Annotated in this window: 19 protein-coding genes; 11 read left to right on the top strand and 8 right to left on the bottom strand. The window is 66.9% G+C overall.

From position 1 onward, the window contains the following. Positions 1–73 precede the first annotated feature (73 nt). The 3 genes from AC6CHL_RS10810 to AC6CHL_RS10800 form a co-directional block, all read right to left on the bottom strand. The gene (locus AC6CHL_RS10810) at positions 74–1,288 is read right to left on the bottom strand and encodes an efflux RND transporter periplasmic adaptor subunit (RefSeq protein ID WP_038688977.1); all 1,215 of its coding nucleotides are present in this window, start codon (positions 1,286–1,288) and stop codon (positions 74–76) included. Positions 1,289–1,379: 91 nt separating this feature from the next. Beyond that, on the bottom strand, positions 1,380–2,153 hold the full coding sequence (locus AC6CHL_RS10805) for an SDR family NAD(P)-dependent oxidoreductase (RefSeq protein ID WP_038688979.1): 774 nt from the start codon (positions 2,151–2,153) through the stop codon (positions 1,380–1,382). After that, on the bottom strand, positions 2,150–2,377 hold the full coding sequence (locus AC6CHL_RS10800; RefSeq protein ID WP_038688981.1) for a hypothetical protein: 228 nt from the start codon (positions 2,375–2,377) through the stop codon (positions 2,150–2,152). Before AC6CHL_RS10800 ends, AC6CHL_RS10805 begins: the two co-directional genes overlap by 4 nt. A gap of 141 nt (positions 2,378–2,518) precedes the next feature. Here AC6CHL_RS10800 and AC6CHL_RS10795 point away from each other — a divergent pair, with 141 nt between their 5' ends. The 4 genes from AC6CHL_RS10795 (at position 2,519) to AC6CHL_RS10780 (ending at position 9,073) form a co-directional block, all read left to right on the top strand. Then, on the top strand, positions 2,519–3,541 hold the full coding sequence (locus tag AC6CHL_RS10795; RefSeq protein WP_038688983.1) for a LysR family transcriptional regulator: 1,023 nt from the start codon (positions 2,519–2,521) through the stop codon (positions 3,539–3,541). Positions 3,542–3,791: 250 nt separating this feature from the next. Continuing rightward, the gene (locus AC6CHL_RS10790) at positions 3,792–4,394 is read left to right on the top strand and encodes a TetR/AcrR family transcriptional regulator (protein ID WP_081797232.1); all 603 of its coding nucleotides are present in this window, start codon (positions 3,792–3,794) and stop codon (positions 4,392–4,394) included. Then, a complete protein-coding gene (locus AC6CHL_RS10785; protein ID WP_498294326.1) occupies positions 4,387–5,559 on the top strand; it encodes a DUF418 domain-containing protein in 1,173 nt (390 codons plus the stop codon). The genes AC6CHL_RS10790 and AC6CHL_RS10785 overlap by 8 nt, the downstream gene beginning before the upstream one ends. A gap of 472 nt (positions 5,560–6,031) precedes the next feature. Beyond that, a complete protein-coding gene (locus AC6CHL_RS10780) occupies positions 6,032–9,073 on the top strand; it encodes a TonB-dependent receptor (protein ID WP_498294325.1) in 3,042 nt (1,013 codons plus the stop codon). Positions 9,074–9,466: 393 nt separating this feature from the next. Here AC6CHL_RS10780 and AC6CHL_RS10775 read toward each other — a convergent pair whose 3' ends face one another. Then, positions 9,467–10,162 carry a YiaD family glycine zipper/OmpA-like lipoprotein gene (locus tag AC6CHL_RS10775; protein WP_038688990.1) on the bottom strand — a complete coding sequence of 232 codons (696 nt, stop codon included), beginning with the start codon at positions 10,160–10,162 and terminating at the stop codon, positions 9,467–9,469. Between the two features lie 136 nt (positions 10,163–10,298). Beyond that, complete coding sequence (locus AC6CHL_RS10770) at positions 10,299–11,714, bottom strand: cryptochrome/photolyase family protein (RefSeq protein ID WP_498294324.1); 1,416 nt, start codon at positions 11,712–11,714, stop codon at positions 10,299–10,301. A gap of 141 nt (positions 11,715–11,855) precedes the next feature. Here AC6CHL_RS10770 and AC6CHL_RS10765 point away from each other — a divergent pair, with 141 nt between their 5' ends. After that, entirely contained in the window at positions 11,856–12,434 is a 579-nt protein-coding gene (locus tag AC6CHL_RS10765) for a hypothetical protein (protein ID WP_498294323.1), read from the top strand. 182 nt (positions 12,435–12,616) lie between these two features. Beyond that, entirely contained in the window at positions 12,617–13,690 is a 1,074-nt protein-coding gene (locus AC6CHL_RS10760) for a catalase family protein (protein WP_498294322.1), read from the top strand. 6 nt (positions 13,691–13,696) lie between these two features. On the opposite strand, the gene AC6CHL_RS10755 is transcribed toward AC6CHL_RS10760, so the two are convergent. Then, positions 13,697–14,023: a hypothetical protein gene (locus AC6CHL_RS10755; RefSeq protein ID WP_038688996.1), complete on the bottom strand. Its 327-nt coding sequence runs from the start codon at positions 14,021–14,023 to the stop codon at positions 13,697–13,699. Positions 14,024–14,134: 111 nt separating this feature from the next. Here AC6CHL_RS10755 and AC6CHL_RS10750 point away from each other — a divergent pair, with 111 nt between their 5' ends. Genes AC6CHL_RS10750 through AC6CHL_RS10730 form a run of 5 tightly spaced genes read left to right on the top strand, consistent with a single transcriptional unit; the run spans position 14,135 to position 16,745 of the window. After that, entirely contained in the window at positions 14,135–14,734 is a 600-nt protein-coding gene (locus AC6CHL_RS10750) for an RNA polymerase sigma factor (protein WP_498294321.1), read from the top strand. Continuing rightward, positions 14,731–15,177, top strand: a complete 447-nt coding sequence (locus AC6CHL_RS10745) for a hypothetical protein (RefSeq protein WP_498294320.1) — start codon at positions 14,731–14,733, stop codon at positions 15,175–15,177. Before AC6CHL_RS10750 ends, AC6CHL_RS10745 begins: the two co-directional genes overlap by 4 nt. 55 nt (positions 15,178–15,232) lie before the next feature. Beyond that, positions 15,233–15,862 (top strand): superoxide dismutase, encoded by a 630-nt coding sequence (locus tag AC6CHL_RS10740; protein WP_038689000.1) that lies wholly within the window; start codon positions 15,233–15,235, stop codon positions 15,860–15,862. Beyond that, complete coding sequence (locus AC6CHL_RS10735; protein ID WP_498294319.1) at positions 15,862–16,428, top strand: flavin reductase family protein; 567 nt, start codon at positions 15,862–15,864, stop codon at positions 16,426–16,428. The genes AC6CHL_RS10740 and AC6CHL_RS10735 overlap by 1 nt, the downstream gene beginning before the upstream one ends. Continuing rightward, positions 16,419–16,745, top strand: a complete 327-nt coding sequence (locus AC6CHL_RS10730; RefSeq protein WP_038689002.1) for a tetratricopeptide repeat protein — start codon at positions 16,419–16,421, stop codon at positions 16,743–16,745. Before AC6CHL_RS10735 ends, AC6CHL_RS10730 begins: the two co-directional genes overlap by 10 nt. 6 nt (positions 16,746–16,751) lie before the next feature. Here AC6CHL_RS10730 and AC6CHL_RS10725 read toward each other — a convergent pair whose 3' ends face one another. Beyond that, a complete protein-coding gene (locus AC6CHL_RS10725; protein ID WP_185753341.1) occupies positions 16,752–17,180 on the bottom strand; it encodes a hypothetical protein in 429 nt (142 codons plus the stop codon). Positions 17,181–17,229: 49 nt separating this feature from the next. Then, positions 17,230–17,865, bottom strand: coding sequence for an inorganic diphosphatase (locus AC6CHL_RS10720; protein ID WP_137189190.1), 636 nt, complete (start codon positions 17,863–17,865; stop codon positions 17,230–17,232). Positions 17,866–17,891 lie beyond the last annotated feature (26 nt).

Here is a 17,891-nt window from a genome sequence, read left to right as displayed (position 1 = left end):
GGGCGATGGCAGTCACGGTAGAGCCGACCGTGGGTCGGCTCCTACGTAGAGCCGACGGTCAGTCGGCTGCTCTTCAGTTCTTTGCAACAGCCGGCGCAGCGACCGGCGCGGCAACCGGCTGCATGGCAACGGCCTTGGCCTGCACCGGCATGCCCGGCATGAAGACCTTCTGCACGCCGTCGATGATCACCCGGTCGCCGGCCTTCAGACCCTGCTGCACGATGCGCAGGCCGTCGGCATTGCGGCCCAGCGTGATGTCCTGGCGCTGTGCCTTGCCGTCCTTGTCGACCACGTACACATACTTGCGGTCCTGGTCGGTCAGCACGGCCTTCTCGTCGATCAGCATGGCCTGGAACTGGCCGCTGCCCAGCAGCTGCACGCGGGCGAACAGGCCCGGGGTGAAGGTGCGGTCGGCGTTGTCGAGCAGCGCGCGAACGCGGATGGTGCCGGTGCTGCGGGTGACCTGGTTGTCGAGGAAGTCGACCTTGCCTTCGTGCGGGTAGCCGTCCTCGCCCGACAGGCCCACCTTGACCGGCAGGTCGCTGTCACGCTCGCTCGGGCGCTCGCCCTTGCGCGCCATCTGGGCGTACCGCAGGAAGGTGGCTTCGTCGGCATCGAAGTACACGAACACCGTGTCCAGCGACACCAGCGTGGTCAGCACGCTGGCGCTGTCGCCGGCGGTGACCAGGTTGCCAGCGGTCACCATCGCGCGGCCGGCGCGGCCGTTGATCGGGGCGCGCACCTTGGTGAACTCCAGGTTCAACGCGGCGGCATCCAGCGCGGCCTGCGCGGCCTGCACGCTGGCACCGGCCTGGTCAGCCGCGGCACGCCGCTGCTCCCAGGTTTCGGTGGAGATGGCCTGCTGATCGGACAGCTTCTTGGCGCGCTCGGATTCGCTGCGGGCCAGGGTGGACTGGGTGCGGGCGCGCGCCAGTTCGGCACGGGCGCGGTCGTACTCGGCCTGGTAGCTGCGGGCGTCGATGGTGAACAGCACGTCGCCCTTCTTCACTTCCTCGCCTTCGACGTAGTTGACCTTGTCGATGTAGCCGGACACGCGCGGACGCAGCTCGACGCTCTGCACCGCTTCAACGCGGCCGCTGAAGTCGTCCCACTGGCTGACGGGCTTGATCAGCACCGGCGCGGCGCTCACCTGCGGCGGGGGCGGCATGCCGGCTTCTTCTGCGTGGCCACCGCTGCAGGCAGCCAGCACGGCGGCGGCGAGGATCGAGACGCCGGCCATGGCCAGCCGTCGGGTAAGACGATGCGGAGTGGAATTGGGGGAGGTCATGACAGGCATCCGTACGGAGGGGTGGTATTCGAAAATCGGGGGTAGTGCTGAACGTGGGTGGCGCATCCTGCGACCTCAACCTTGGTAGAGGTCAAGCAGCGCCAGCGGTGTCGCGCGACATCGGGGGAGGCCAATCCCTGTGCAGCAGGCCGCGCGGCAGTTCGGCATCGCGCGCATCGCAACGCACGATGGCGCGGTTGTCGGTACAGGTGTCCAGCAGCGATACGAGGCGGCGGCCCACCAGCAACGCGCTGGGCCACTCGATGCAGGCGTTGGCCGCATTGGCCGGGGTGCAGACCGGGTTGCACACTTCCAGCATCTGCGCGCGCACGCCCAGCGCCTGCGCTTCCTGATGCAGCACCTGCGCGTACATGCGCGTGGCGGACATGGTGATGGACGATTCACCGTGCCCGGCCCACGGCTTGAAGCCGGCCGGACCGCCGATCAACACATAGCGACGCGGATGGGTGCCACCGCGCAGCAGCGGCAGCAGGTGGCGGCCGGCATGCACGTGCGGCATCACGTCGGCCTGCAGCGCCTGCAGCAGCGCGTCGCCACTGCGATCGGTCACCCGGCCGCGGTTGTAAGGCCCACCCATCGCATCGACCACGGCCGACAACGCGCGCCGGCGCGGGGCGATGCGCTCGGCCACGGTCTGCGCCGAGGCGTCGTCGCCGAAGGAACCCAGCAGGGTCTCCAGACCGGGCTCATCGGCGAACTGTTCCTGCAGGGCCGCCAGCCGACCGGGGTCGCGGCCGACCACCAGGACCGGGCTACCGGCCTCCAGCAGCGCAGCCACGATGCCCTGGCCGACACTACCGGTGCCGCCCAGAACAAGGACCTCGGGGGCCAGCGTCCCACTCATGGGACTTTCACTCCCGCCGCCGGGATAATCCCAATCCGGCCCAGTCGGCCCAGATCGCGATTGCCCAGGCGCAGACTGCCGCCGCGCTGCATCTTGGCGGGCGGGGTGAACTCTCGGAAAGCCTTGTAGGACAAGGACGAGGGCCGCTTCTCAACGGTCATCGCCAGGTCCAGCGGGGCTGTGCGGCCGGTCAGTACGCGGCCAAGAATGTTCCGCAACCACATGGCGGAGGTCCTTCAATTCGGGAATGGCGCCAGATTAGTCCTCAAACTCCCACTTGATTAGTCCGGATTAAGGGGAATAATCGTCCCGTACCCGGCACAATCTTTCGGGCACCCTATCCCCTCCCCGACTTCGGACCCGTCATGGCCCACGATCTCAACGACACGCTGATCTTCGTCAAGGTGGTCGAGCAAGGCAGCTTCATCGCCGCCGCCACTGCGCTTGGCCTGCCCAAGACCACGGTCAGCCGCAAGGTGCAGGAACTGGAAACGCGCCTGGGCGCGCGCCTGCTGCACCGGACCACGCGCCGGCTGGGCCTCACCGAGGCCGGGTCGGTGTACCACGAGCATTGCCAGCGCATCGCACGCGAACTGGAAGAAGCCGAAGGTGCGGTCAACCAGCTGCAGTCCGGCCCGCGCGGCTGGCTGCGCTTCACCGTGCCCTACTCCATCGGCATCACCTGGATCGCGCCGCTGTTGGGCGAGTTCCATGCGCAGTACCCGGAAATCCAGCTGGACATGCACCTGGGTAACGAAAAGCTCGACCTGATCGCAGGCGAAGCTGACCTGGCGTTGCGCGTGGGCACCCTGCCCGACTCCAACCTGGTGGCGCGCAAGCTGGGCAGCCTGCGCACCCAGGTGTTCGCCAGCCCGGCCTACATCGAACGCTACGGCGAGCCGCTGCATCCGGACGAACTGCAGTTCCATCGCATCCTGGCGATGCGCAAGGCGCGCAACCTCAACAACAACCGGTTCTTCTGGCAGCTGGGCGAGAACGGCGGCGACCTGCGCGACTTCCCGGTCAATCCACTGCTGGTGGCCAACGATCCCTCCGCGCTCAACGGTGCACTGGTGTGTGGCGAAGGCTTGCTGCTGACCGGTGACGTGATGGCCAAGCCGTTCGTCGAATCGGGCATGGTGCGCCGCGTACTGGCGGGCTGGACCGGCCCCGAGGTGGACTTCAACGCGGTGTTCGCCGGCGGCCGGCTGGTCTCGCCGAAGGTGCGTGCGTTCGTCGATTTCCTGGTGGCCAAGCTCGACTTCGACGCCAACTACATGCTGGCGCAGTGCCCGAACGCGAAGTTTGCCAAGCAGCAGAATGCGCAGGTGGAAGAGGAACTGCAGGCCACCGGCAAGCGGATCCTGGAGACGGTCACCGCGACCTGATCGCGCGCTTTTTCCCTGCGGTGGATTGTCGATCCACTGCCGCACAAGGCCGCCCTCGGGCGGCCTTGTCGCATCTGGGCGCCATGATGGCGCAGATACCCAAGGATTCTGCGGGACGTTGCGGGTAGCTGCGTCACATGCGGATCGTCGGGCTGGGCTGGGCTCGATCGGTATCCGATGCCGACCTGCCTTCCGTTGACCTTCGGCATGACAATAGCTAAATTAGAGTGAACACTCTGATTTAGAATCCGTGCGCAAACCCAATGCAGCAAGCCACGCCGCTCAACGCGCCCATCTCATCCAGGCGGCGAGGCGCTGCTTCGCGCGCGCCGGTTTCGATGGCTGCAGCACCGAGTCTGTCCGTGTTGAAGCCAAAACCAGCACTGGCAAGCTGTTTCACTATTTTCCAAACAAGCAGGCGTTGATCCTGGCGGTGGTGGAAGCCCACACCCGCAGCACGCATTCATCGCTCAGCGCGCTGGAACACCACGATGACGCACGCGCGGCGCTTCGGCTTCTGCTGAAAGGCGTCATCGAAGCCGCGGCCGATCCGGAAGAAAGGTGTCTCATCCTCGAAATATCCGCTGCCGCTTCGCGCGACGAAGAAATTGCCAAGCTGAGTGCCCAAGCAGACAAGGTCCTGGTGCAAACACTCAGTGCGCTCATCGCGCGCGTAAAGAAGGGCTTTCTCCTGCCCGATGAGCAGATGGTTGCACTGCTGTCATCTTGGATCGATGGAGTATTCAGTCGCGCCGGGACCGATCCTTCCTTCAATCCACTGACCATGCTCGCGACCATGGACAACCTGCTCGCAGTTCTTCAAGGCACACACCGTGGCAGCGGAGATGTCTGAACGCATCGACGCCATCGACGCAGTCCGAGGGTTCGCGCTTGCAGGCATTCTTGTGGTCAACAGCCTGGTCTTCGCCTCGACCTTCTATGGGACCGGTCTGTCCACGCCCGATGTGAGCTGGCTCGATACGCTCATCGGGGGCCTTGTCTCAGCAGTGTTCGAGCTGAAGTTCTACCTGCTGTTCTCCTTTCTCTTCGGTTACTCCGTCACGTTGCAGATACGGTCTGCCGAGCGTTCCGGAACCCGCTTCATGCCCCGCATGCTGCGCCGGCAGGCAGGACTTTTCGTCATCGGCGCGATACACGCGGTTTTGCTTTTCCACGGCGACATTCTGACCACCTATGCCGTTCTGGGACTGGTACTGCTGGCCCTGCGCAAACGCACTGATCGTTTTCTCACTACGCTTGCAGTGATCCTGACGGTCGCAACGGGCCTCCTATGGGCAGGAATTGCCGTTTGGCAGGCCGGTCTGCCCGTACTGGACCAGACCGATATGGCGCGAAGCATGATCCTCGCTGCGGCAGAAAACTGGCGGGACAACCCCATGCAGATCATTGCCGGGCACCTCGCCGCGCTTGCGGACTTTCTGCCCCTCCTGCTGCTTCTGCAAGCGCCGACGGCACTTGCAATGTTCCTCCTGGGGTATGTGGCGGGCCGCCATGAGATGTTCAAGCACTTGGAGACAGTGCGGCAGAACTGGGCTGGCCGCATCTATACGCTCGGGTGGCTTGTTGGCGTGCCCGGTTCCTTGGCATACGCATTGGGCTCGACGTTCTTTCCCGCCACCCACCTTGAAACCGCCGGTCTGGCGGTGTCCGTCGTGACTGCGCCATTGCTCTCCGCTGCCATGGCCCTTGGGGTTCTGGACCTGCTGTCGCGCCCTGCTGCGGCAGGGCTGCGCAGCCTGCTGGCTGCGGCAGGACGAATGGCGCTGACCAATTATCTGTTGCAATCGGTGCTCCTTGCCCTGGTGTTCCATGGCTATGGGCTTGGCCTTGTCAACCGCCTGTCGATGGTCCAGCTCGTTATCGTCGATGGTTTGATCTTCGCCATGCAATTGCTGGCGAGCACGTTCTGGCTTGCCCGCTTTCGCTATGGCCCACTGGAATGGCTGCTCAGAGCGCTCACACGGTTCTCGTTCACATCCACCAGCGCTGCGCAGTAGCCCGGATGCGGCGGTCAGAATTTCCAGCGACGCCGTAAGCTGCCAAATCGCCACGGCAACGTTGCCTTGCACGTGTGCGTTGCTGTTCGGCGTCTACCTTGACCATGGCGTTGTGGTGGAGGCGGCAGCAACGCCGCCTGGAGAAGGAGACGCTGTACATGCCCAATATGGCCTGCAAGACCGGCTGAGCGCAGCGCCGCCCAAGCGGGCAAGTGGGCCATCAGGACGCATCTGGCTCTGTCTGCGCGGATTGTCGTGATCGGCGTCGTTGCGCGCTGCATCCATCGCACTCCTGCGGATGCGTTCGGCGCGATCTGCATCACACCTTTGATCGTTCCAATCGCTGTTTCTCCAACCCGCGTCACATTGACGAGCGCTGCCGCGAACCACTGCGCACTTCCACTGTCTACGCGGCGTTAGGTTCCGCCCCACGCGACCTGGCCAGCCCGGCCGGATGCACTGGAGGCGAGACATGCACCACCCGTTCCGCGCACGGATCCAACCGCGCAAGGCCCCCCTCTCCCTGTTGCTGGTGGCCCTGCTGTCGCCGCTGCCTGCGCTGGCGCAAAGCACGGTCGGGGACATCCTCGGCCATGTGCCCGGGGCCACCCAGGGCACCGTGCAGATCCGGCACCTGGACGCTGGCACCACGCGTGAGACCCGGATCAACCCTGACGGCCGCTTCCGCCTGCCGGCGCTGTCCACCGGCCAGTACGAGGTCCGCATCACCCGTGCCGACGGCAGCAGCGAGCAACGCCAGGTGACCGTGGTGGCAGGCCAGACCACGCAGGCGGACTTCGCCCGGGCGGCCACGCTGGAGACGGTCAAGGTGCGCGCCAGTGCCGCCGCCCCTATCGACCTGGGCAGCGTGGAAACGCGCACCACCTTCACCGCCGAGCAGCTCAACACGTTGCCGGTGGCACGCGACATCACCAGCATTTCCCTGCTGACACCGGGCACCGTGGCCAGCAGCAGCTTCTTTGGCCCGGCCTCGTTCGGCGGCGCCTCGGCAGCTGAAAACAGCTACTACGTCAATGGCTTCAACGTCACCAATCTGTTCGACAGCCTGTCCTTCTCCGAGGTGCCGTTCCAGGCCATCGACCAGTTGGACGTGCAGACCGGTGGCTATGGCGCGCGCTACGGGTTCTCCACTGGCGGGGTGACCAGCGTCAACGTCAAGCGCGGCACCAACACCTGGAAAGGCGGCTTCAGCTGGACTACCGTGCCCTCTTCGCTGCGCGAGAATGCGCCGGACACGCTGCGCAGCGATGGCAGCATCCTGCGCTCGTACGACAACAACAGCAGCTCCAGCGACGTGGCCAGCGCCTGGGCCGGTGGCCCGCTGATCGAGGACAAACTGTTCGTGTTCGCACTGGGCAGCCTGAGCCGCTCGGACAGCGTTACCTTCGGCGGCCGCACGGCTAGCGGCCCGCGTCGCGCCAGCGACCCGAACACCCCGGTACCGCCCGCCTCGCTGTCAGCGTCGGCGCAGGACTACCGCTCGCGCGACCCGTACTGGCTGTTGAAGCTGGACTGGTATCTCAACGACCGCAACCACCTGGAATACACCGGTTTCGACAACCGCCAACGCTACCGCTACGACTACTACGACGCCGAGTACAGCAGCGACCGTCCCGATGCCGAGCCCGGCAAGCGCGACTATCGCGGCCGCAAGGAAGGTCGCGCCGGTGGCACCACCCATGTGTTCAAGTGGACCAGCCAGCTCACCGACGACCTCACCGCCAGCGTGCAGCATGGCCGCATGCGCAACCACACTGGCGAATACACGATCAGCCCGGACGGAAAGCGCGGTGACTATGACGGCGACATCAACGCCCCCGAAGGTGAGTGCCCGTACGTGGTTGACCGTGTGCTCGGCAAACAGGTCGGGTGCGCGGTCGACAGCCAGCTGGGCCTGCGCAGCGGCAGCAACGAACGCCGCACCACCCAGGCCGATCTGGTCTGGCAGCTCGGCAACCACCAGCTCGGTGGCGGCTACAGCCAGGAAGACTGGACCTCGGTGCAAGGCAAGGCGTATTCCAGCGGCGCCTACTGGAACCTCTACGCGAACTACGCCCAGCGCATCAACTTCCGCACCGGGGGCGCGATCGGCGTCAAGCAGGCGTCGTGGTACCTGGAAGACCACTGGCAGGTCACCGACCGGCTGATGCTGTACGCCGGGCTGCGCAACGACTCGTTCGACAACCGCAACGGCAGCGGCACCACGTTCGTCAAACAGGACAACATCTGGCAGCCACGGCTGGGCCTGTCGTGGGATCCCACCGGTGACGGCGACAGCAAGCTGTATGCCTCGCTCGGCCGCTACTCGTTGCCGATCGCGGCCAACGTGGCACTGCGCGCGGCCACCGCCTCGTACTACACCATGGACTACTTCACCTACGACGGCTATGACCCGGTGACCGGCAAGCCGAACATCACCGGCTCCTACCGCAACGGCAGTGCCGACGGCGTGGTCAACGGGGCCGATGGCAGCACACCCAACCCGCGTGCGGTCGCCTCACAGGGGCTCAAGCCGTATACCCAGGACGAACTCATCCTTGGCTACCAGCGGCAACTGCACTCAAGCAACGACTGGGTGGATGGCTGGACCCTGGGCGCCAAGCTCACCCTGCGCCGGATCAACCAGGTGATCGATGACACCTGCGATTCCCGTGCGCTTTACAACGCCGCCAAGGCGGCCGGCTACGACGTCTCGCATTGGGACAGTGAGTGGGAAGTGCCCAGCGGCCTGCCCGGCTGCTGGCTATACAACCCGGGCAGCGACCTGGTGCTGGACATCGACGTGGACGGCGACGGCACGCCCGACAACATCCGCGTTCCCGGCGAGGACCTGGGGCCGAAGGCCAAGCGCCGCTACACCGCGTTGACCTTGTCGGCGGAAAAACGCACCGAACGCTGGTATGCCAGCGCCAGTTACACCTGGGCCAAGCTGCACGGCAACTACGAAGGGTTGGTGAAGAGCACCAACGGCCAGGATGACACCGGCACCACCTCGGACTTCGATTTCAAGGAGCTGTCCTACGGCGCCGACGGCTACCTGTTCAACGACCGTCGCCACAGCATCAAACTGTTCGGCAGCTACCAGTTGAGCCCGGAGTGGCAGGTCGGCGCCAACCTGCTGGTGCAATCCGGCACGCCGATCAGCTGCCTGGGCGGCGGCAACGGCACCTTCGGCACCGAATATGGCTATCGCGGGGTGTTCCACACCTGCAACGTGGGTGAGGACGATATCGCCAAGCTGGGCAGCAGTGGCCGTACGCCGTGGACGGCGACCTTCAACCCGAACGTGGTGTATTCGCCGGCCGCGCTGGCCGGGCTGAGCGTGCAGCTGTCGGTGATCAACCTGTTCAATTCGGTCAAGCCGGTGCAGGTCTACGAGACCGGCTATGACGTCAATGCGGCCGGCACGGTGACCGACTACTTCAACTACGGCAAGGCGCGCTACAACACCACCCCGCGTTACGCCCGGCTGCAGGTGCAGTACGACTGGTAAGAGCCGCGCAGGCGGATGGGTTGATGGCGTACCGGCCAACGGCCGGTACCTACCCACCGCCGGTAGTGCCGACCGTTGGTCGGCACGGGTCCGCGAACGGGCCGACGTTTTCATGGCGTACCGGCCAACGGCCGGTACCTACCCACCGCCGGTAGGTGCCGACCGTTGGTCGGCACGGGCCCGCGAACGGGCGGACGTGTTCATGGCGTACCGGCCAACGGCCGGTGCCTATCCACCGCCGGTAGTGCCGACCGTTGGTCGGCACAAGCCCGCGAACGGGCGGACGTGTTCATGGCGTACCGGCCAACGGCCGGTACCCACAAAAATGCCGCCTGCAAGGGCGGCATTTTTGCTCCGGCCGGTGACCGGAGCCGTAACGCTGCGCGTTACGCGTTATTGCCGAAGCGGAATCACCCGGATTTCCACGCGGCGGTTCTGCGCGCGGCCCGCATCGGTGCTGTTGTCGGCGATCGGGTAAGCCTTGCCGGCGCCCAGCGTTTCGATACGGGCACCCTGCACGCCCTGGGCGGTCAGGTAGGCGGCCACCGAATCGGCACGCTCCTTGGACAGGCGATTGTTGACCGCGTCGCTGCCGATGCTGTCGGTATGGCCCACCACCTCGATCATGGTCTGGTTGTACTCGGCCAGGGTGCTGGCCACGCCATTGAGCGAGCCGTAGAACTGCGGCTTCAGCGTGGACTTGCCGAAATCGAAGGTGATGCCGTCCGGCAGGTTCAGGGTCAGGTTGTCGCCATCGCGGGACACGTCGATACCGGTGTTGGCGGTACGCTCGCGCAGGGCGCGTTCCTGGCGGTCCTGGTACTGGCCGATGGCCGCGCCGCTGAGCGCGCCGATACCGGCACCGATCATCGCGTGCTGGCGGCGCTCGGTGGCGCTGTTGCCACTGAGCAGGCCGGCGGCCACGCCCACGGCAGTACCGATCAGCGCGTTGCGGCCGGTCTTGTTCTGCTGCTGGGTGGGGTTGCCGTACTGATCGGACTGGGTATACGAGCCGCCGGTGGCGCAGGCCGTCAAGGCAGCGGCGGTCATCAGGGCCAGGGCCACGTTACGGGTTGCGGGTCGAATCATGGTGTTCTCCTTGGTTACCGGTCTACCGGCGTGCGAGCGCCCAAAGAATAAACACGCAGACGCGATGCCGGCATGACGATGCAAACCCCTGCGGGCTCCCCGTTCAGCTTTCTGAGCGGCGCCCGCGCGGCCGGGTTTACACGCTGCCGGTGTGACGGTAAGCAGCCAGCGCGGCATCCCGCCCCGCCGCGAGGTCCACCAATGGCAGGGTGGGATAGGTTGGCGCGTGCTCGGCCAGCAGGTGCGGGTGCTGCCACGGCGCAAAGCGGGCCTTCAGCGGCAGGGGGGCCAGCTCGGGCACCCACCGGGTGATGTAGCGCGCCTGCGGGTCGAACTTCTCCGACTGGGTGACCGGATTGAAGATACGGAAGTACGGCGCGGCGTCGGCACCGGTACCGGCAACCCATTGCCAGCCCATGGTGTTGTTGGCCAGATCGGCATCCACCAGGGTGTCCCAGAACCAGCGCGCGCCTTCGCGCCAGTGCTGGCGCAGGTGCTTGCACAGGAAGCTGGCCACCAGCATGCGCACGCGGTTGTGCATGTAGCCGGTGGCCCACAGTTCGCGCATGCCCGCATCGATGATCGGAATGCCGGTGCGGCCCTGCTGCCACGCCTGCAGCTGTGCGGCGTTGGGCGGCGCCCAGCGGAACCCGTCGAAACGCGGATTGAGGTTGTGGTCCGGGGTCTGCGGAAAGTGGTGCAGCAGGTGGTAGGAGAACTCGCGCCAGCCCAGCTCGCGGATGTAGCCGTCGATGTCGGCGTCACGGCTGGCACTGCGTTCGTCCTGCAGCCGGCGCACGATCTGCCAGGGCGCGATCTCGCCGAAATGCAGGTGTGGCGACAGCAGCGAGGTGCCCACCCGGTCGGGCAGGTCACGCTGCTGGCGATACCCGTTGAGCGCACCGTCGATGAACACCGTCAGCGCCTCGTGCGCGCCGGCTTCACCGGGCTGCCAGTGGTCCCAGAACTGCGCGTCCCAGGGCAGCGGCGCGGCCAGCTGCAGCGCGTCCAGTGCAACGCCCTGCACCGAGTGCGCCGGCAAGGTCGCCGGCGGCGGCGTGGGGGCCGGCACCTGCAGGCGAGTCAGTGCATTGCGCCAGAACGGGGTAAATACCTTGTACGGGTTGCCCTGGAGCGTTGCGATATCCCACGGCTCCAGCAGCAGGCTGCCGTTGTGGCTTTCGGCGTTGATGCCCTGCTCGCGCAGCGCGCGCTTGATGGTCGCATCACGCGGTTGGGTGGCCGGCTCGTATTTGCGGTTCCAGTACACGGCCACCGCCCCGGTCTGCGCGATCAGGCGCTCCAGCTCGGCGTGGCTGTCGCCCTGGCACAGCAGCAGCGCCGAGCCGCGCGCACGCAGGTCGGCGTCCAGCGCCGCCAGCGACCGGTGCAGCCAGGCATTGGAGGCCCCGCCCGGGGCCCAATCACCCTCTTCGTGCGGCGCATGGATGTAGACCGGTACCGGCAGATGGCCAGCATCCAGCGCGGCCTGCAGGGCCGGGTTGTCCTGCAGCCGCAGATCACGGCGAAACCACACCAGCGCTACCGTCACAACCACCACCCAGGCGAAAAAACCGTGGCCATGATAGCCAGCCGCGGTGAAGAACACGCACTGGCCCGGCGCCACACCGGGTTTGTGCGCCGCCTCGATGCTGGCTAGTCTTCGCAGTCCCGCCCCGGATGGACCCGCACCATGCACGCACTGCACGCTTCGTTTGCCCGCTTCGGCCCGCTGAAGGCGCAATCGACCGACCTGTGGCAAGGCGACATCGCACTGCCGTCAGCGCTCGCCGCGTTCTATACGCAGGTTGGTCCGTGGGGCGAGACCGTGCATGCCAGCGTCGGCCCGGTCGGTATCAGCGTGCCCGGAGTCAACGTCGCGTTCCCGCCGCTGCACCGTTTGTGGGCGCTGCAGGCAGGCTATCGCTGGGAAGGCGACGCTGGGGCGCGCATCGCGGAGTGGCCCGAACAGTGGCTGGTGATCGCCGACCAGAACGCGGACCCGTTCATCCTTGACCTCGACAGTGGCCAGGTGCTGTTTGCCTTCCACGGGGCGGGTACGTGGGAGGCAACGGTGCTCACCGAGGACCTGCGCACCTTCGTCGCCGTCCTTGCAGCCGTTGGCACGGTGTACCTGGAGGCCGGCGACGACCTGGAAGACGACGACGGCGAGCTTCGCCCGGCGCATCGCGACGCGGCCCTGAAGGCAGCGGCGGCCGTGCTGGGCGATGACGAGGCGGCGGACACCTTCTTCGAGACGCTGGAGTGGTGACGTCGGCAGGCGGCGGTGGGCAACAGGGCGCGTCCTTCGCACGGCAGCCATGCGCCGTGCACCGGCCTTGCACGCGGCGGCGTTCAAGGTGGCTGCATGCGATGCCCCAGCCGGCTGCTGCCAGGGCGTAACCCACGGTCACCCCAGCCGGCACTTCCTCCCGTTGCCCAGGATGCCGCCCCATGACCCCGTTCGCGCCCGCTGTTGCCTATTCGCCCGACGTTGAACAGCGCGCGCCGGACGAAGCAGAGAGCATCGCCGCCCTGGCCAAGGTGTTCACCGATATGGCCAGCACCGTGGCTGACCATGAAGGTCATGCGCATCGGGCGGTGCATGCCAAGGGTCATGCACTGCTGCGCGCACGCTTCCAGGTAGCACACGACCTGCCCGCCGACCTTGCCCATGGGCTGTTCGCCCGCCCCGGCGCGTATGACGCGCTGGTGCGGCTGTCGTCACCGCCGGCCGAACAGCTGCCGGACAGCGTTTCCACCCCGCGCGCGATGGCCGTCAAGATTCTGGGCGTGCAGGGCGCGCGCGTGGAAGGCGGCGATGAGCAGCACAGCCAGGACTTCCTGATGGTCAACGGACCGGCGTTCAGTACGCCGGGCGTGCAGGGTTTCCTGCGCGCGGCGAAACTGCTGGCGGCCACCACCGAGCGCATGCCGCGCACCAAGCAGGTGCTGTCGGCCACGTTGCGCGGTGCCGAAGCGGCGCTGGAAGCAGTGGGCGGGCAAAGCGCCACCTTGAAGGCATTGGGCGGCGAGCCACAGCATCATCCGCTGGGCGAAACCTTCTTTACCCAGGTCCCGTTCCTGTACGGGCCGTACATGGCCAAATTCTCGTGGGTGCCGGAGTCGCCGGCCCTGCTGGCGCTGCGTGGACAGCCACTGCCCTCCGGCGCCGATGCCCAGCGCGATGCCATCGCCGCATTCTTCGCCGACCTGGCCGCCCCGGTGATGTGGGAGCTGCGCGTGCAGTTGTGCCGCGACCTGGCGCAGATGCCCATCGAGGATGCCTCCGTGGCCTGGCCGGAAAGCCTCAGCCCGTTCCTGCCGGTAGGGCAGCTGTCGATCGGCGCACAGCCGGCATGGAGCGCCGATGCGGAAGCGCGCGAAGATGCCCTGGCCTTCGCACCCTGGCACGCGCTTGCTGCGCACCGCCCGCTAGGCAGCCTCAACCGTGCACGCCGGGTGGTGATGGCGGCATCGCGGCAGTTCCGTTCCCGGTTCAACCGCTGCCCGATCCACGAACCGTGACCGCCCTCAGCGGACCCGCCGTTCCAGCAGGTAATAGGCCAGGTTGCCCAGCCCGGTAGCGCCCAGCAACAGCGCGATCGCACCAGGGGTCACCTCGTTGATGCCAAGCAGGTCGATCAGGCCAAAGCCCAGCGCCACCGCCACCAGCACGCTGCCCCAGTGCAGCGCCGACTGCCGGCGCTTGCTGGCGTCGCCATCAAGCAGGGAGCGCACCAACGCCTCGGACCCGTGCGCGGCGATGATCCGGCGCCGCGTACCGGCGTCGACCACGCTCTTGATGGTGTAGACGACGCCGAGAATCAGGATGATCGGCAGGATGAGGTTGAAATCCATGGAAGGCCTCGCTGTGGTGGGGGTGTGTGCAGAAGGAGATACGGTGCGGGCGGCGGCGGTTGCACCCAGCGCACTTGCAACCGATCGGCCGCAGGACGTATCCCTATGGGAATGCCCGACCCCATCGCTCCCGACGACGCCGCACTGCACGCCGACCACGCGCTGGTCACCGCTGTCCTTGCCGGCACGCCGGGTGCGTTCGAAAAGGTGGTGCGCAGCTACCAGGGCCTGTGCTGGCATATCGTGGACCGCATGGTCCGCCATCCCGACGACACCCGTGAGCTGTGCCAGGAAACCTTCCTGCGCGTGCATCAGTCACTGCACCAGTACCGTGGCGAACGCCCCTTGAAAGCATGGATCGCGCAGGTCGCCTACTCGATGGCCAAGCGGCACCTCGAACGCCGTCGCATTCCCATCGCCGACAATGGCCCGGATGGGCAGATGCATGCCGCAGCAGAACGGGTCAGCGACGGGTTCGACCTGGAGACCCATACCAGCACGCAGGAGGACCACGCCCTGCTGCATGCCGCCATCGAGGCACTACCGCCGCTGCAGCGCACACTGCTCACGCTCTATCATCTGGAAGAGATGCCCATCGCGGAGATCGCCAGTGTGACTGCGCTTGCCGAAGGCACCATCAAGAGTCATCTGTTTCGCAGCCGCCGGCAGCTGCGGCAGATTCTGCACGCCCGCATGGGAGTTACCGCATGAACCGTGATCGCATCTCCCCTGTCGATGCCGACGAATGGGCGGCCCAGGAGCAAGGTCGGCTGCATGCAGGCGACGCAGCAAACGCCCGTACCAGCGCGGTGTCGGCCGACTACCGGCAGATCGCGATGGCCCTGCGATCGTTGCCGCGCAGCGCGCCGCCACCGGACTTCACCGCCGCGGTACTGCGACAGGTCACCGTGCACGAGGCCGGGGTCGAGAAACGCCTGGTGCCTGTGCTGATCGCCGTGCTTGTGGTGGTGACCGCGGGCATGGTGATGCTGTTCGGCCGGTACTGGTGGCAGCTGGTTCAGCTATACGTAGGCCACGATGGCATCCGCTGGGCCGTCGCCCTGGCTGCCTGCATGCTCGCCTCGCGGCTGTGCCGGCGTTGGTTGCGTCGGCCCGCCCCAACGATGGCTGACGCGCTGCACCGGCACGCTTGACCTCAACCATGCTTGAGGTCCGAAGATGTCTCCTCCCCTGACGGAGCTGTCTTCGATGACCTACACCCTGCCCGCCCTGCCCTACGCCTACGACGCCCTGGAACCGCACTTTGACGCGCAGACGATGGAAATCCACCATGCGCGCCACCACCAGACCTACGTCAACAACCTCAACGCCGCGCTTGCCGACGCCGGCGTTGAACCGATGCCGGTTGAACACCTGATCGCCGATATCGAGGCGCTGCCCGACAGCGTACGCACCGCCGTGCGCAACAACGGCGGCGGGCATGCCAACCACAGCCTGTTCTGGACCGTTCTCAGCAGCAACGGGGGCAGCCCGGCCGGTGCATTGGCGGCGGCAATCGAGCGTGACCTGGGCGGCTACGACGCCTTCAAGGACGCCTTCACCAAGGCTGCGCAGACCCGCTTCGGCAGCGGCTGGGCCTGGTTGACGCTGGGCCGCGACGGTCGCCTGCTGGTGGAAAGCAGCCCCAACCAGGACAGCCCGTTGATGGGCGCCTACGCCAACCTGTCCGGCGGCACGCCGATCCTGGGCCTGGACGTGTGGGAGCATGCCTACTACCTGCACTACCAGAACCGCCGCCCCGACTACATCGGCGCGTTCTTCCAACTGATCGACTGGAGCGAAGTGGCACGTCGCTTCGAGGCGGCGGGCGGGCGCTGATGCGCGCGGGCCCGGCACCTGCTGCGGCACCGGTCGTTGCCGCCGACGCGTCCGGTGCCGGGCTCGACACGGCTGCATTGCGCCACGTGTTCGGGCAGTACCCGACCGGCGTGGCGGTGGTCGCCGTGCATGGCGCGGCGGGCTTGCCGGTGGCGATGACCATCAACTCGCTCACCACGCTGTCGTTGCAGCCACCGCTGGTGGCGTGGAGCATCGGCGAGCGCGCCGCCGACCTGCCCATGTTCCGCGACGCGGCGTACTTCGGTATCAGCCTGTTGTCGTCCGGCCAGGAAGCGGTGGCGCGCCACTTCGCCGACCCGCTGCGGCGTCGCACACCGGCCGCTGCGGACGTGCTCGACCTGGGGGGCGCCGCACCGCGGGTGCGCAAGGCGGTCGGCTGGCTGCTGTGCACGGTGGAGCGCAGCCTGCCACTGGGCGACCACGTGTTGATCGTGGGCCGGGTTGCGCGTTTCGAGGCGGCACCGGGCGCGGCACTGGCCTACCACCGCAGCCGCTACACCCCTATCGATGGCCGCGCCGACGTGGATGCTCCGCCATGGACATGACCGCCCTGCAGCGCATGCTCGACGCCGGTCGCGACAGTGCGCTGCTGCGCTTCAGCCTGGGCAAGGGCCTGCTGGACGCGGGTGAGCCCGCCGAGGCGGCCGCGCACCTGCAGCGCTGCGTGGCGCAGGACCCGGCCTATTCGGCGGGCTGGAAACTGCTGGGCAAGGCGTGGCTGGCCGCCGGCGATGCCGATGCGGCGGCACGGGCATGGCAGGAAGGCATTGCCGTGGCGCAGCGCAACGGTGACAAGCAGGCCGAGAAGGAAATGGCGGTGTTCAAACGCCGCGTGGACAAGGCGACCGCCGCGCGCGGTTGAGCGCGCCTACGGCAGCGGCGGTGGCGTGGGCACGCGCTGGGATACCACCAGCATGTGGCCCAGCGGCACCATCACCGGCAGCCCCAGCACGCCGACAAAGGCCAGTGCGTTGAGCCGGTTGAAGAGGCCGGCAATCAGCAACGCCCCCAGGCACAGCAATGCACCGGTGCCGGTGCACCAGCGCGCCCAGCGAGGCGCGCCGTGCAGGGTCAGGCCATCGAGCAGGAAGCCGAACGCAAGCCGCCAGAAGCCGACCAGTGCCACGCTGGCCAGCAACACGCCGACCAGCATCGGCGCGTAATCCGGGTGGCCGGTGGGGCGCGACAGCATCAGCAGGCCGAAGCCATCGAGCAGGGTGACGGGCAATGCAAACACCAGCAACTCCAGCACCAGCAAGGCCACGCCAACCCCGTTCGCCCACTGCGACTTGCCCATCATCCGCCCCCCGGCTGTAGTGCGCCGAGCATACAACGGGCGGAGCGCCTCAATCGCCCTTGCGGCGCTGCTGCTGCAGGTCGAAGCGCTGCATCGAGGCGCGGATCAGCGCCTTGGCCTCGGCCGCGTTGCCCCAGCCATCGAGCTGCACCGGATTGCGTCCTTCGGGCAGGTCCTTGTACACGCGGAAAAACGCTTCGATGCGCTGGCGTTCGATCAGTGGCAGGTCCTGCAGGTCGCGGATGCCGGCGTAGGTGGGGTCGAGCTTATCGGTGGGCACGCCGATGACCTTCTCGTCATGTTCGCCGTTGTCCAGCATCTTCAGGAACCCGATCGGACGGAACCGCACGATCACACCGGGATGCAGCGGCTCGCGGGTCAGCACCAGCGCGTCGAGCGGGTCGTTGTCGCCGGCCAGCGTGCGCGGCATCGACCCGTAGTTGGCCGGGTACGCCACCGGCATCGACTGGAAGCGGTCCACATGGACCAGGCCGTCTTCCTTGATCTCGTACTTGGTGAAACTGCCGGCCGGTATTTCCACTGCCAGGTTGGCCTCGTCCGGGGCCTCCTTGGGCTGGGCGGCCAGGAACGGGTGCAGCACGGCGTTGGTGGCGCCACCGGCACCGGCCAGCAGCAGCAAGGCGGCGGCGATGGCGGCCAGGGGCAGAACGCGTCGGGTGGTCATCTTGTTCTCCAGCATCGGCCGGGCGC

This window comes from Stenotrophomonas sp. GQ19 (genome assembly GCF_059758695.1).
This window is presented reverse-complemented; position numbering and strand designations above follow the sequence as displayed.